Source organism: Modestobacter lacusdianchii, assembly GCF_054177765.1.
The window spans coordinates 179,780-193,356 of the sequence record NZ_JBJJTJ010000006.1; the positions used below are offsets into that span (position 1 = coordinate 179,780).

A 13,577-nucleotide genomic window follows, 5' to 3' on the forward strand; every position below is an offset into this window, starting at 1 on the left:
TGCTGTCGTGCCCGCCGGTGCTGCAGCGCGCTCACGCGCCGCGGCGGCCGAGCCGGTCGAGCTCGCGCAGGCCCGGCGTCGACTCGATGACCCGGGTGAAGCTGACCTTCTCGCTGGCCAGGGTCAGCGCGGTGACCGTGCCGAGCAGCGCGGCGCGCGTGCCCCGGGCCCGGATGCCGGCCAGCCGCAGGCCCAGGAGCGCGCCGAGTGCGTTGGCGCCGCAGTCCCCGAGCATGACCCGCTCCCCCAGGTCGGCCGGGAGCACACCGAGGGTCGCGCCGAGCGGGCCGGCGACCAGGCTCCCGCCGGGGCCGGCGAGCGTGCCGGCCGCGAGCAGCGCCGCGGCCTTGCCGGCCCGCCCCGGGCGCAGGTCGAGCAGGTTGACCAGGTTGGCCGTGCCGGCCACCAGGCCGGTGGTGAGCACGCCGTCGACGACGGCGGACCGGCCGTTGCCGCGGGAGGTGAGCACCGCGGCCACGGCGGCGGCGGCACCGATGCCGGCGACCTTGACCGCGCCGGCGGACACCCGACCGGCCCGCAGGGCCGCCAGGTGACCGGCCAGGCCCTTGTCCCGGGCCTGTTCCGGTCGGGCCCCGGCCAGGTCGTCGTAACCGCCGACGACGCCGGCCACCGTGCCCACCACGACCGCGGCGGCCCGCTGCCCGGCCGGTGCGCCCAGCGCGGCCGACGCGGTGGCCGCCACGGCCAGGGCGGGGCCGCCGAGCAGGCTCACCGGCCGGCCGGCGTAGTTGGTCCGGCGCCACGGCGCACCGGCCGGGCGCGCGGTCAGTGCGGCCGCACCGGCCAGGCCGGCCCGGGCCGCGAGGGCCCCGGTGACCGCCAACGCCGTCCGGCGGCCGGTCGCGCTGCCGGTCACGGGGCTGCGGGCGGGACCGGCTGGGTGTCCTCGCCGGTCCCGTAGGCGCCGGTCGTGCCGCGACCCTCGGCGGCCAGCGCGAGGACCGTGCTGATCCGCCCGGCCGCGGTGGCGACGTTGTCGACCGTGGAGACGGTGACGGTGGGGTCGGTGCGCACGGCGGCGACCAGGCCGCCCTCCTCGGCGGCGTCCTCGTCGCCGGCGACGACGGCGCCGGCGCCCTGCGCGTCGAGCGCGCCGACCAGCTGCACCAGCGCCGCCAGCCGCTGGTCGGCGTCCTCGCCCTCGACCTCACCGGTGGTCAGCACGACGGCGAAGTCCGCCGGGCTGACCGAGGAGGTGTCCCGGCTCAGCACCTCGAGCTGCTCCAGCCCGGCCAGCACGGTGGAGGTGGCCGCGGCGTCCGGGACGGCGCCCGGGCCGTCCGCGGTGGTCGGCGGGACCATCAGCACCTGTGCCAGCAGCGAGGCGGCCTGCTCACCGGTGTCGTCGCTGTCCGGAGGCGTCCAGCTGGCCGGCAGCCCCGGTCCGGTGAGGTAGCTGGACAGGCTGCTCTCGGCGTCCGCGGTGCCGAAGGCGTCGGTCAGCCGGACGGTGCCGGTGACCGTGGCGCCGGCGCTGCCCAGCAGCGCGGTGACCCCCTCGACCACCTCGGTGGCGACGTCGGTGCCGTCGAGGACCAGCACCACGCTGCGGTCGGTGAGGGCGTCCTCGACCAGGGTCGGGCCGACGGCCTCCTCGAAGCTGCCCACGTCGTCGAGCCGGGCCTGCAGCTGCTGGGTCTGGTCCTCCAGCGCGCGCTTGTCGGTCTGCAGGGCACTGACCTGGTTCTGCAGGTTGTCCGTCAGCGGCCCGTTGAGCTGAGTCGTGCCGATGATGATCCCGAGCGCGACGGCCAGGAACACGGCGATCAGCGAGACGAGGTGGTAACGGAAGTCGATCACGTGAAGAGGTTCTCCAGCCAGAACACGAAGCTGTCCCATTGGTCGACGAGCAGGTCGAGGTAGATGTGGCCGGCGGTGGACACCGCCAGCGCCGCGGTGATCGAGACCAGCGCGGCCAGCACCAGCAGGACCAGCGCCAGGGTGGAGATGCGGCTGCGGTACAGCCGGCTCACGCCCTTGGCGTCGACCAGCTTGCCGCCCAGCCGCAGGCGGGTCAGGAAGGTGGAGGCCATGCCGCCGCGGCCCTTGTCGAGGAACTCGATCAGGGTGGCGTGGGTGCCGACGGCGACGATGAGGGAGGCCCCCTTCTCGTCGGCCAGCAGCATCGCGATGTCCTCGCTGGTGGCCGACGCCGGGAAGGTGATCGCGTCGACGCCGAGGTCCTGGACCCGCTGCAGGCCGGGGGCCCGGCCGTCGGCGTAGGCGTGCACGACCACCTCGGCGCCGCACTTGAGCACGCTGTCGCTCACCGAGTCCATGTCGCCGATGATCATGTCCGGCTGGTAGCCGGCCTCGATCAGCGCGTCCGCGCCGCCGTCGACGCCGATGAGCACCGGGCGGTAGTCCCGGATGTAGGGGCGCAGCGCCTGCAGGTCCTCCTTGTAGTCGTACCCGCGGACGACGACGAGCACGTGCCGGCCCTCGATCGAGGTGGCGATGTCGGGCACGCCCACGCCGTCGAGCAGCAGCGCGCGCTCGCGCTTCATGTACTCCATGGTGTTGGCGGCGAAGGCCTCCAACTGGGTCGACAGCCCGGCGCGGGCCTCGGCCATGGCCTCGGCGACGGTCTCCGCCGTCTGCTCGACGCCCTCGGCGACGACCTCGTCACCGGCGTACACCTTGTTGCCCTCGACCCGGAGGGTCACGCCCTCCTTGAGCCGGGTGAACACCTCCTTGCCGACGCCGTCGACCAGGGGGATGCCGGCGTCGACCAGGATGCCGGGGCCCAGGTTCGGGTACCGGCCCGACGTGCTGGGCGCCGCGTTGACGACGGCGCCGACCTTGCCGGCGACCAGGGAGTCGGCGCTCACCCGGTCGATGTCCACATGGTCGATCACGGCGATCTCGCCCGGCCGCAGCCGCTTGGTCAGGTTCTTGGTCCGACGGTCCAGGCGCGCCGTGCCGGTCACGCCGGGTGCCGTCTCGGACGCTCGTCCGCGCCGCAGGGTGCCGATGCGCATGCAGGCGATGCTCCCACGATGCGCGGACCGGTCACCCCCGACGCGCGACAGCGACGGATCAGTCACACATCGTGAGCGACACCGGGTTCGAGCGGACACGCCGACGAACGCGACGGGTGTCGCTGCCCGGGGACGGGACCGGCCCGTCACTACCGTGACTGGTGTGACTGCAGGGGCCTCCGCTCGCCGGAGCACAGCGACCGTCCTGCTCGACGACCCGGCCGAGGAGGCTGCCGTCGGCGCGCCGTCACCCGAGGGCGCGAGTGCGGCCGCCGACGACCCGGTCACCGCCCCCGAGGTCACCGCGTCGGTGGTGGCCCTGCCGCAGCGGCCGCCGGTGCCCACCCGCGCCGATCGCCCGGGCACCTCGACCCCCGCACCGGCCCAGAGCCCGGACGACGCCGCCCCGGCGGTCGCCGGTGGCACGGCGGGCGGTGGCACGGCGGGCGGTGGCACGGCGGGCGGTGGCACGGCGGGCGGTGGCACGGCGGGCGGTGGCACGGCGGGCGGTGGCACGGCGGCCGAGGAGCCGGCTGACGCCCCCGGCCCGGGGCGCCGGGCCCGCCGCCGTGAGCGGCGCGGGCCCAACCTGCGCGAGCAGCGGCGTCAGCGCACCCGCGAGGCGATCGTCGACGCCGCCGCCGAGCTGTTCGTCGAGCGGGGCTTCGACCACGTCAGCGTCATGGAGATCGCCCAGCGGGCCGGCGTGGTGGAGAAGACGGTCTTCAACCACTTCCCCGTCAAGGAGGGGCTGGTCTTCGAGGCCGACCCGCCGATCCGGGCCGCACTGCTCGACGCCGTCCGGCGGCGTCCGGCCGGTGAGTCGGTGGCCGCGGCGGCCGGTGGCTTCGTGGTCGCCGCGATCAGCCAGCTGGGCTCCCCCGCCGCCGCCGAGGGCGTGGCGGAGATGGCCCGGGTCATCCGGGGCAGCCGCACGCTGCAGGTCCGGGAGCGGGAGATCCTCGGCACCCTCGCCGACACCCTCGCCGAGCAGATCGTCGAGGAGACCCACGCCGCGCCCGACGAGCTCGAGCCGTGGCTGGCGGCCAACGCCGTGCTCGGCCTCTACTCCGCGCTGCTGGAGCTGGCCCGCGACCGGGTGCTGGAGGGCGCCTCCGGCCCGGAGCTGGTCGAGGAGCTCCGCGCCCGCGGCCGCCGCGGGCTGGCCCTGATGCAGTTCGGCCTCGCCGGGTACGCCAAGCGCAGCTGACCGACGACCCGCCGGCCACGGCGGGCGCGCCGGCGGCGTTCGGGCGGGGCCGTAGGCCGGACGCCGCGCGGCCCTCGCACACCCCGGTCCACCGCACGGCCGGTGGACCGGCCCTCCGCTACTGGCGCTCGGCGGCCACGGCGAGCAGTTCGCGGGCGTGGGCCTGACCGGTGTCGCTGTCGGCCAGGCCGGACAGCATCCGGGCCAGCTCGCGCACCCGGTCCTCCCCGGCGACCGCGCGGATGTCGGTGGCCGTCACGCCCGCGGCCGAGTCCGGTGACTTGTCCACCACCAGGTGGGTGTCGGCGAAGGCCGCGACCTGGGCCAGGTGGGTGACCACGACGACCTGGTGCTCCCGGGCCAGCCGGGCCAGCCGCCGCCCGATCTCCCCCGCCGCCTGACCACCGACGCCGGCGTCCACCTCGTCGAAGACCATGACCGGCACCGGGTCGGCGCCGGCGAAGACCACCTCGATGGCCAGCATGACCCGGGACAGCTCACCGCCGGAGGCACCCTTGTGCACCGGGCGGGCCGGGGCGCCGGGGTGCGGGGTCAGCAGCAGCACGACCTCGTCGACGCCGTCGGGCCCGGGCTGGTCCGGGTCGCTGGTGACCTGGAAGGACACCCGGGCGTTCTTCATCGCCAGCCCGGCGAGCTCCTGCCCGACCTCGGAGGCGAACCCGTCGGCGGCGGCCCGGCGTCCCTCGGTGACCCGCCCGGACAGCGCGGCCAGCTCCGCGCGCGCCGCGTCGCGGGCGGCCTCGAGCGCCTCGAGGGCCTCGTCGGAGACGTCCAGCTGCGCCAGCCGGGACTCCGCGTCGGCGGCCCAGGCCAGCACCCCGGCCAGCCCGTCACCGACGTCGGCGTACTTGCGCACCAGCGCGGTGATCGCGGCCCGCCGGTCGAGCACCTCGGCCAGCCGGGCCGGGTCGGCGTCCAGGTCGGCGACGTAGCCGGCCAGCTGGACCCCGACGTCGGAGACCACCGCGACGGCGTCGGCGAGGTCCTGGGCCAGCAGCACCAGGGTGGGGTCGTCGGACCCGGCCAGCGCCCGCTCGGCCGTGGCCAGCGCGCTGGTCGCGTCCTGCGGCAACCCGCCCTCACCACCGAGGTCGCCGGTCACGTCGCCGACCAGCGCCAGCCGGGCGGTGTCGGCCACCGAGCGCAGCGCGTCGGCGTCGCCCAGCCGCTTGGCCAGGGTGTCGAGCTCCTCGTCCTCCCCCGGCTGGGGGGCGACCGCGGCGATCTCCTCCAGGCCGTGCCGCAGCACGTCGGCGGTCTGCGCCAGCTCCCGGGCCTGCCCCCGGCGGCGGTCCAGGTCCTCGGCCAGCTCCCGCCACGCGGCGTACGCCGACCGGTGCTCCTCGACCAGCGCCAGGTGGGCGGGGCCGGCGTACCGGTCCAGGGCACGGCGCTGCTCGGCCGGCCGGGTCAGCCGCAGCTGGTCGGTCTGCCCGTGCACGGCCAGCAGGTCCTCGGCCAGCTCGGCGACGACCCCGACCGGCACGCTCCGGCCGCCCAGGTGCGCCCGCGACCGCCCCTCGGCGCTGAACGTCCGGGCCAGGATCAGGCTGCCGTCCTCGTCCGGCTCGGCCCCCGCGTCGGCGGCCCGCGCCCACACCGGGGACTCCGGCGGCAGCACCAGCCGGCCCTCGACGCCGGCCCGCGCGCCGGCCCGCACCCGGCCCTGGTCCGCCCGCCCGCCGAAGAGCAGGGTCAGCCCGGTCACCACCATCGTCTTGCCGGCGCCGGTCTCCCCGGTGACCACGGTCAGCCCGGGACCGAGCTCCAGGGTGACGTCGTCGATCGAGCCCAGCCCGTGCAGGTGCAGCTCCGACAGCGCCCCACCGCGGGGACGCGCGGGGGTCGCCGGGGCCGGCGGCTGCTCACGCCGCGCCGTCCGGGTGGCCACCGCTCACCTCCCCCGGGGTCCGCAGCACGCCGTCGCTGGTGTTGACGTCACCGGTGAGCACGTTGGTGCGCCCGATCGGGGCCTCGAGGCCGGGGCCGTGCGAGCGGGCGTCACGGAAGCCACGCACCGGCAGCCCGAACTTGGCGACCAGCCGGTCACCGAAGGACGTCGGGTTGACCCGGGCGATCCGCACCGGCCTGTCCGACCGGCGCACCTCGACCCGGCCGCCGTCGGGCACCTCGACGATGCGCCGGCCGTCGGCGGAGATCCGGGCCCGGGTGCCGTCGGGCGGCACCGCGACGGTGAGCACGGAGGTCGGCGAGGTGACCAGCGGCCGGGCGAACAGCGCGTGCGCGTTCGTCGGCACGAGCAACAGCGCCTCCACGTCGGGCCACACCACCGGACCACCGGCGGAGAAGGCGTAGGCGGTGGAGCCGGTCGGCGTCGCGCACAGGATGCCGTCGCAGCCGAAGCTGGTCAGCGGGTGGCCGTCGACCTCCAGGACGACGTCGAGCACCCGGGAGCGCTCGACCTTCTCCACCGAGACCTCGTTGAGCGCCCAGGTGCCCTCACCGGTGGGCCGGCCCTCGGCGTCGAGCACCGTGGCGTCCAGGGTGAGCCGCTCCTCCACCTGGTACTGGCGGTGCTCCACCGCGGTGAGCATCTCCACCACCGCCTCCGGCTCGGTCTCGGCGAGGAAGCCGACCCGGCCCAGGTTGACGCCGGTGATGGCGGCGTCGGTGCTGCGGGCGAGCTCGGCGGCCCGCAGGAAGGTGCCGTCGCCGCCGAAGACCAGCACGATCTCCACGTCGTCGGCCGCGCCCGGCCCGAACGGGCAGACCTCCGCGCCCGGCACGGCCATGTCCTCGGCCTCGTCCTCCAGCAGGCGGACGACGATCCCGGCCTCGGTCAGCCGCGCCGCGGCCGAGCGGGCCAGCTGCACGATGTCGGCGCGCCCGGTGTGCACGGCCAGCAGGGCCCGGCGGGTCCGGGTGGTCCCCGCGGCGGTGGTCCCGGTGCCTGGCTGGCTCACTGGTCTCCCTCGGTGACGTTCATCGGCACTGCGTACCCCGGGACCACGTGCCCCGGAACTGAGTCGTCCGGCACCACGTCGTCCGGCACCACGTCGTCCGGCAGGTCGGAACGGTACGACCTCGCACGCTCGGTCACTGGGGTCCTTCCTGCACTGCTCGGTCGATGTCGGCGGCGTCCGGGGGTGGTGCGTCCCGGCGCAGCCAGAGGAAGAACTCCACGTTGCCCGCCGGACCGGGCAGCGGGCTGGCCACCACGCCCGCGGTGCCCCAGCCCAGCTCGGCCGCGGCCAGCGCCACGGTGAGCACCGCGTCGGCCCGGTGGGCCAGGTCGCGGACGACGCCGCCGGCCCCCAGCCTCTCCCGGCCCACCTCGAACTGCGGCTTGACCATCGGCAGCAGGTCGGCGCCGGGCTGCGCACAGCCGGTCAGCGCCGGCAGCACCAGACGCAGCGAGATGAACGACAGATCGGCCACCACCAGGTCGACCGGGCCGCCGATCGCCTCCGGGCTCAGCTCACGGACGTTGGTCCGCTCGTGCACCGCGACCCGGTCGTCGGTGCGCAGCGACCAGGCCAGCTCGCCGTAGCCGACGTCGACGGCGACCACCTCGCGGGCGCCACGGCTGAGCAGCACCTCCGTGAACCCGCCGGTGGAGGCCCCGGCGTCCAGGGCGCGACGGCCCTCGACGTCGACGGGGAAGGCGGTCAGCGCACCGAGCAGCTTGTGCGCGCCGCGCGAGACCCAGCTGGGCTCGTCCGGGTCGGTGCGGACGACGACGGGGGTGCCGGCCTCCACGCCGGTGGCGGCCTTGGTGGCGGCCTGCCCGCCGACGGTGACCCGCCCCTCGGAGATCAGGGTGACGGCGTGCTCGCGGGAGCGGGCGAGCCCGCGGCGCACGAGCTCGGCGTCGAGCCGGCTGCGACGGGCCATCAGAGCTGGTCGACGGTGGACAGTTCGCGCTGCAGCCGGTCGTGCTCGGCCTCGAACACCGCGACGTGCTCGGCCACCGGCCGGGCGGCCAGGTCGGCGAACGGGGACGGCCCCGCAGGCACCGGCGCACCCGGGTGCCCGGGGCGTCCGGTGGACGTGCTCCCGGCGGGGACGGGCCCGGCCGGGGAACGCGGCGGACCGGGGACCGGGCGTGGCTGGTGCTGCTCGCTCACGGGTCCTCCTCCACGCTCGGGCTCCCCTGGGCAGCCGGCTGAACCGGGATCGCCACCGGTCGGGACGTCCACGTCGGAGGTTACCGGCCCGGTGGGACGGGTGACGGGACAGCGGACCGGGTGGTGGACGACGCCCGCCGGCGCAGTGGGCCGGCCGGGACCGCCGCGATCGCGCCCGCGACCCGCCGGTAGCGTCCCGGCGGACCGCCCGGCCGGGACGATCCCGGTCCCCGCTGGAGGAGGCACCCGCCACATGGCGACGCTCGAGCAGTGCATGACCGCCCTGGACGGGTTCGTCGGCCGGCTGGCCGCCACCGATGCCGCCCGGGACCTGGACCGGAGCGTCTCCTGCCGGCTCACCGACCTGCAGCAGGTCGTGCAGGGTCGGCTGGCCCGCGGCTCGGTGCGGGACATGACCGCACTGCCCGACGGCCCGGTGGTGCCCAAGGCCGACATCCGGCTGACCATGAGCAGCGACGACCTGCTGGCCCTGACGGCCGGCGAACTCGCCTTCGGCCCGGCCTGGGCCAGCGGCCGGGTCAAGCTGGAGGCCGGGCTGCGCGACATGCTCCGGCTCCGCTCCCTGCTCTGAGATCTCCTCCGCGTCACCCCGCGAGCAGCCCCCAGCCGCGCAGCACCGCCGCAGCGTCCTCGTCAGCGGCCCGGACGGTCGCCGGGTGCCCGTCCTCGGCATGACCGGCCCAGTGCGCGACGGCGAGCACCCGCAGGGCGTCCAGCCCGTCGCCGTCCTCGCGCACCGGCCCGTCGAGGCGCAGGGCCAGCTCCCCGCCGGCCCGGTCGGCCTGCCACCCCTCGCACCGCCAGGCCCCCTCGACCGCGGTGACGCCGGGGTGCCGGACGAGCAGGCCACCGGCGTCCGGCGCGATGAGGTCCGGCCGGTGCAGCGGCCCGGCGGCCAGCAGGTCGGCCGGGGTGGCGACACCGGTGAACACCAGCAGGCTCGCGGCACCGGCCCGGCGGGCGCCCTCGATGTCGGTGTCGAGCCGGTCGCCGACCACGAGCGGATGGCGGGCACCGGTGCGCCGGACGCACTCGGCGTGCATCGCGGGGTCCGGTTTGCCGGTCACGAGCGGCTGCTGACCGGTCACCGCGCTGACCACCCCGACCAGCGCCCCGTTGCCCGGCAGCACGCCGCGCGGTGAGGGGATGGTGGCGTCGGTGTTCGTGGCCACGTGCCGGGCCCCGCGCCGGACGGCGACCACCGCCTCGGCCAGCTGGGCCCAGCCCACCGCCGGCCCGTACCCCTGGACGACGGCGGCGGGTCCGTCCTCGGCCCGGTCGACCACGGTGAGCCCGGCGGCGGCCAGCGCCGCGGCGACCCCGGGTCCGCCGACGGCCAGCACCCGGGCACCGTCGCCGACCAGGTCGGCCACCACCGAGGCGGCGGCCTGGGAGCTGGTGATCACGTCGTCGGGCGCGGCCTGCACACCGAGCTCGGTGAGGTGCGCGGCGACCTGGTCAGGGGTCCGGGCGGCGTTGTTGGTCACGAACCCCAGCTGCATGCCGCCCGCGCGGGCCGCCGCGAGCGCAGCCGGCACACCGGGGACCGCGGCCGGACCCACGTAGACCACGCCGTCGAGGTCGAGCAGTGCCACGTCGTGGGTCTGGCTCGGCGCGGTGCCCGCCCCGCGGGCCAGCCCCACCTCGGGCGCGGTCACGCGGCGCCGGCGGTGTCGGGCGATCCGCACGGACGGCCCTCACGCGGGTCACGCGGGCGAGCGGCGCCCGCCCGGTCGTGCGCGGTCCGGCGGTGTGGTGCGGTGCTCATGGCAGCTCCTCGGCTGGCAGGTCCCCGACGGCGCCCCGGCGGGCGCGCACCCCGCGGAGCGCGCGGGCGTAGTGGGACTGGTCGGGGCGCATGGCCACGGCCAGCGCCAGGTGCTCGGCGGCGAGCTCCAGCTCGCCGGCCCGGCTGGCCGCCAGGCCGAGACCGAACTGGGCGTAGTCGTCGGTCGGGTTGACCTCGATCAACGCCTGGAAGCTGTCGATGGCCGCACGGTAGCGGCCGGCGTCGTACTGCGCGCGGGCCAGCGCCTCGCGGACGCTGCGCGAGGCGGGCTCGGCGGCGACGGCCCGCTCCAGCAGCGTCGCGGCGGCGGCGGGGTTGCCGTCCCCGAGCAGCTGCAGACCCCGCTGGTACCACTCGTACACCCCGCCATCGGGTTGCCCTGGTCCGTGCTCTCCCACCGCAGCTCCTCTCGCGCGCCGCCCTCGCCACCACGCGGGTGCCGGGTCCCGGCGGACGCCGCTCCCGGCTCCCGGGCGGCGCGCTCCTACGATCGACTCCGTGCCCTCGACGTCGGCGGACGCCCCGCCTCCTGACGTGACGGGCCTCGACGTCCGGCCGTTCCGTGCCCTGACCTACCGCGACCACGACGCAGCGCACCTGGCGAGGGTGACCTCGCCGGCCTACGACCTGGTGAACGCCGCGGGCCGCGACCGTCTGGCCGCGGCCGATCCGTACAACATCGTCCGCCTGATCCTGCCGCACGTCGACCCGGTCGAGGGCCAGGACGGCAGCCGGTCGGCCCGGGAGCGGCGGTCGGCGTCGGCCGCCGCGGCGACGCTGCAGGCGTGGTCGCAGTCCGGGGTGCTGGTCCGCGACGACGCGCCGGCGATGTGGCGCTACGAGATGGCCGGCCCCGCCGCGGAGGCGACGACCGGCTGGCTGGGCGCCGTGGCGCTGCCCGCGGCCGGCTCGTCGGCCGTCCTGCCGCACGAGGACACGTTCGCGCCCGCCGTCGCCGGACGCGCCGCCCTGCTGGCCGCCACCGACACCGACCTCGAGCCGATCGTGCTGGCCCACGACCCCGACCCGGAGGTCGCCGAGCTCACCCGGACCGCCGTCGCCGGTCCGCCGACGCTCGAGGTGGCCGACCCTGACGGGGTCGTGCACCGGCTGTGGCGGGTGACCGACCCCGGGACGCTGGCCGGGTTGACCCGCGCGCTGGCTCGTACCCGTGCCGTCATCGCCGACGGTCACCACCGCTTCGCCGCTGCCTGCGACCACCAGGCCGAGGGCGGGGCACACGGCAGCGTGCTCGCCCTGCTCACCCCCATGGGCGCCGGGGGCCTCCAGGTGCGCGCCATCCACCGGGTCGTGCCGGACCTGCCCCTCGACGCCGCGGTGCGCGCCGCGGCCGCCGGCTTCACGACCACCGAGCTCACCCCCCGCGATGGCGACGTCGACGGGACGGTGCGGCGCTGGACGCTGCAGGAGGGGCCGGAGACCTTCCTGCTCAGCGACGGCGACCGCGTGGTCGAGCTCTCCGCGCCCTCCGCCGCGATGCTCGCTGCCGTTCCCGAGGAGGCGCCGGCTGCGTGGCGGCGGCTCGACGTGGTGCTGGCCCACGCAGCCCTCCTGGGCCGGCTCTGGCAGCGGCCGGACGACCCGGCCTCGGTCCTGGTGGCCCACGACGTCACCGAGGCCCTCCGGCTGGCCGAGGACCGGGCCGGCGTGGCCCTGCTGCTGCGTTCCCCGTCGCCGGCCGACGTGGCGGCCGTGGCCAGGGCCGGCGCCCGGATGCCCCGCAAGTCGACCCTCTTCGTGCCCAAGCCCCGGACCGGACTGGTCCTCCGGCCGCACCAGGACTGAGCACGGCGCCGCCGGCGAGCGGTCGCTGCGATGGCCCTCAGACCGATGCGGACGTCGTGCGCGGAGACGCCCGGGTCACCTTGCGGCCCCTCCGGCACACCACCTCGTAGGCGACCGCCGTGCCGGTGGGGGTGCGCCAGAACCGGCGTTGCAACGTGCCCTCCACCTCGACCACGTCCTCCGGCGTCCAGGCGGCGGCGTAGCGGTGCAGCGCCGGCAGGTAGCTCACGCAGGTGAGCCGGTCCGACCGCGGGCCGCGGGGGCGGACGTGCTCCCGGCGCACGATCAGCGTGAACACCAGCAGCGTGTCTCCGCTGGGCAGCGGACGGAACTCCGGGGGTGCGGACAGCCGCCCACGCAGGACGACGTCGTTCCGGTCGATGACGGCGAGGCTCATGCGGACGAGCCTCCTGGGCCGGGACGGCCACCGGCCAGGGCCGTCCCGTTGTTGTGGACGACCCCGGCCGGTGTGGACGGACCAGGTCAGTGCGTCGGTGGCTGCTGCTCCGGCGCCACGTCAGGCGCCTCCTGGAACAACCGGGAGTGGTCCCGCTCGACCGGCGGCGGGGTCTCCCCCAGCAGTTCGGCGACCTCTGCCTCGATGTCGTCGTCGGTGACGTCCCCGAACTGCTCCTCGGTCAGGTCGCCGCCGTCGTCGGGAGCGGTGGCTGTCCCGTCGGACCCACCGGGGACCGGCTGCGGCGACTCGGGGTCGTCCTCGACCGGCTGCTCGTCAGCCAGCTCGTCGGCTGCCAGCTCCTCGTCGACCAGGTCCTCGTCGATCAGGTCCTCGTCCTCGGTGAAGACCTCGGAGACGCCGGTCAGGTCGTCGGGGTCGGCTGCGGCGATCGCCACGTACCACTCCATGGCCAGCTCCTCCTCGCCGCGATCGGCGAGCAGGTCGGCGTAGGCCATCGCCAGGCGCAGCTGCCCCAGGTCGGGGTGGCCCAGACCGGCGGGCGTGGGACGCCCACCCAGGGCGGCCTCCAGGACCAGCGCCGCCGCCGGCAGCTCGCCGAGGTCCTGACGCGCGCCGGCCTCGACGAGCCGCAACTCGACGAGCTCCTCCGCCTCCGGTCCCGCCGCGAGCGCCTCGTTGACCAACCTGATCGCGTTCTCCGGCCGGCCGAGCCCACGCTCACAGTCGGCCAGCACCGCGCGGTAGCTCTCGTCGCCGCTCATCCGGGCATAGGCGCGCAGTTCGCGGGCAGCCTCAGCGAAGTCGCCGGCGAGGTAGGCCGCGACACCGACCGCCTCCCGCACCGCAGCGATCCTGGACGCCCGGTCGCGCGCCGCCCGGGCGTGCTCCAGCGCGAGCTCCGGCTCGTCGTCGAGCAGCCCGCCGGCGGCGACCAGGTGGCGGGCGACGCTGTCGGCGTTGCGCGGGTCGAGTCCACGGAGAGCCGACCGCACCGACTGGTCGAGATCCCGCGGGTCGACCCAGTCCGGCACCTCCGGGCCGACCGGCCGCCGAGACTGCATGCTCTCGCTGTCACCGCGTGCGCGGCTCGGCCGGCGGTCCTGCCACGCCGGACGATCACCCGAGGGACGCCCACCCTGCGGGCGGTCACCGGAAGGACGGCGGTCCTGCCACGCCGGACGATCACCCGAGGGACGCCCACCCTGCGGGCGGTCACCGG

14 protein-coding genes are annotated in these 13,577 nt (G+C 76.6%); 3 read left to right on the top strand and 11 right to left on the bottom strand.

The annotated features are described in order from the left end of the window. Positions 1 to 31: 31 nt before the first annotated feature. Genes ACJTNH_RS06560 through steA form a run of 3 tightly spaced genes read right to left on the bottom strand, consistent with a single transcriptional unit; the run spans position 32 to position 3,002 of the window. Positions 32 to 877 (bottom strand): hypothetical protein, encoded by an 846-nt coding sequence (locus tag ACJTNH_RS06560; protein ID WP_458173799.1) that lies wholly within the window; start codon positions 875 to 877, stop codon positions 32 to 34. Further along, positions 874 to 1,821, bottom strand: coding sequence for a copper transporter (locus ACJTNH_RS06565; protein ID WP_458173801.1), 948 nt, complete (start codon positions 1,819 to 1,821; stop codon positions 874 to 876). Before ACJTNH_RS06565 ends, ACJTNH_RS06560 begins: the two co-directional genes overlap by 4 nt. After that, positions 1,818 to 3,002 carry a putative cytokinetic ring protein SteA gene (gene steA / locus ACJTNH_RS06570; RefSeq protein WP_458173803.1) on the bottom strand — a complete coding sequence of 395 codons (1,185 nt, stop codon included), beginning with the start codon at positions 3,000 to 3,002 and terminating at the stop codon, positions 1,818 to 1,820. Before steA ends, ACJTNH_RS06565 begins: the two co-directional genes overlap by 4 nt. 163 nt (positions 3,003 to 3,165) lie before the next feature. Between steA and ACJTNH_RS06575 the strand changes: the two genes are divergently transcribed. After that, positions 3,166 to 4,212, top strand: coding sequence for a helix-turn-helix domain-containing protein (locus tag ACJTNH_RS06575; protein ID WP_458173805.1), 1,047 nt, complete (start codon positions 3,166 to 3,168; stop codon positions 4,210 to 4,212). A 118-nt stretch (positions 4,213 to 4,330) separates the two neighbouring features. Here the strand turns inward: ACJTNH_RS06575 and recN are convergent, their stop codons facing one another. From recN to ACJTNH_RS06595, 4 genes are all read right to left on the bottom strand, one after another. After that, on the bottom strand, positions 4,331 to 6,124 hold the full coding sequence (gene recN, locus ACJTNH_RS06580; RefSeq protein WP_458173807.1) for a DNA repair protein RecN: 1,794 nt from the start codon (positions 6,122 to 6,124) through the stop codon (positions 4,331 to 4,333). Continuing rightward, positions 6,099 to 7,157, bottom strand: coding sequence for an NAD kinase (locus ACJTNH_RS06585; protein ID WP_458173809.1), 1,059 nt, complete (start codon positions 7,155 to 7,157; stop codon positions 6,099 to 6,101). The genes recN and ACJTNH_RS06585 overlap by 26 nt, the downstream gene beginning before the upstream one ends. A gap of 133 nt (positions 7,158 to 7,290) precedes the next feature. Beyond that, on the bottom strand, positions 7,291 to 8,088 hold the full coding sequence (locus ACJTNH_RS06590) for a TlyA family RNA methyltransferase (protein WP_458173811.1): 798 nt from the start codon (positions 8,086 to 8,088) through the stop codon (positions 7,291 to 7,293). Next, positions 8,088 to 8,210, bottom strand: a complete 123-nt coding sequence (locus tag ACJTNH_RS06595) for a hypothetical protein (RefSeq protein WP_458173813.1) — start codon at positions 8,208 to 8,210, stop codon at positions 8,088 to 8,090. Before ACJTNH_RS06595 ends, ACJTNH_RS06590 begins: the two co-directional genes overlap by 1 nt. Positions 8,211 to 8,574: 364 nt before the next feature. Here ACJTNH_RS06595 and ACJTNH_RS06600 point away from each other — a divergent pair, with 364 nt between their 5' ends. Then, entirely contained in the window at positions 8,575 to 8,913 is a 339-nt protein-coding gene (locus tag ACJTNH_RS06600) for a sterol-binding protein (RefSeq protein WP_458173815.1), read from the top strand. Between the two features lie 13 nt (positions 8,914 to 8,926). Here the strand turns inward: ACJTNH_RS06600 and ACJTNH_RS06605 are convergent, their stop codons facing one another. Both ACJTNH_RS06605 and ACJTNH_RS06610 read right to left on the bottom strand, forming a co-directional pair. Continuing rightward, positions 8,927 to 10,000 (bottom strand): HAD-IIA family hydrolase, encoded by a 1,074-nt coding sequence (locus ACJTNH_RS06605; protein WP_458173817.1) that lies wholly within the window; start codon positions 9,998 to 10,000, stop codon positions 8,927 to 8,929. A 106-nt stretch (positions 10,001 to 10,106) separates the two neighbouring features. Next, entirely contained in the window at positions 10,107 to 10,493 is a 387-nt protein-coding gene (locus ACJTNH_RS06610) for a tetratricopeptide repeat protein (protein WP_458173819.1), read from the bottom strand. 136 nt (positions 10,494 to 10,629) lie between these two features. On the opposite strand from ACJTNH_RS06610, the gene ACJTNH_RS06615 reads away from it, so the two are divergent. Then, positions 10,630 to 11,937 (top strand): DUF1015 domain-containing protein, encoded by a 1,308-nt coding sequence (locus ACJTNH_RS06615; RefSeq protein ID WP_458173821.1) that lies wholly within the window; start codon positions 10,630 to 10,632, stop codon positions 11,935 to 11,937. 37 nt (positions 11,938 to 11,974) lie between these two features. Here the strand turns inward: ACJTNH_RS06615 and ACJTNH_RS06620 are convergent, their stop codons facing one another. Continuing rightward, positions 11,975 to 12,334 carry a single-stranded DNA-binding protein gene (locus ACJTNH_RS06620; RefSeq protein ID WP_458173823.1) on the bottom strand — a complete coding sequence of 120 codons (360 nt, stop codon included), beginning with the start codon at positions 12,332 to 12,334 and terminating at the stop codon, positions 11,975 to 11,977. Positions 12,335 to 12,420: 86 nt separating this feature from the next. Next, complete coding sequence (locus ACJTNH_RS06625; protein WP_458173825.1) at positions 12,421 to 13,419, bottom strand: hypothetical protein; 999 nt, start codon at positions 13,417 to 13,419, stop codon at positions 12,421 to 12,423. Between the last annotated feature and the right edge of the window lie 158 nt (positions 13,420 to 13,577).

Coding starts and splice junctions, on each gene's coding strand:
- steA (WP_458173803.1), bottom strand. CDS start 3,002: ATGCGCATCGGCACCCTGCGGCGCGGACGAGCGTCCGAGACGGCACCC.
- ACJTNH_RS06625 (WP_458173825.1), bottom strand. CDS start 13,419: ATGCAGTCTCGGCGGCCGGTCGGCCCGGAGGTGCCGGACTGGGTCGAC.
- ACJTNH_RS06590 (WP_458173811.1), bottom strand. CDS start 8,088: ATGGCCCGTCGCAGCCGGCTCGACGCCGAGCTCGTGCGCCGCGGGCTC.
- ACJTNH_RS06620 (WP_458173823.1), bottom strand. CDS start 12,334: ATGAGCCTCGCCGTCATCGACCGGAACGACGTCGTCCTGCGTGGGCGG.
- ACJTNH_RS06600 (WP_458173815.1), top strand. CDS start 8,575: ATGGCGACGCTCGAGCAGTGCATGACCGCCCTGGACGGGTTCGTCGGC.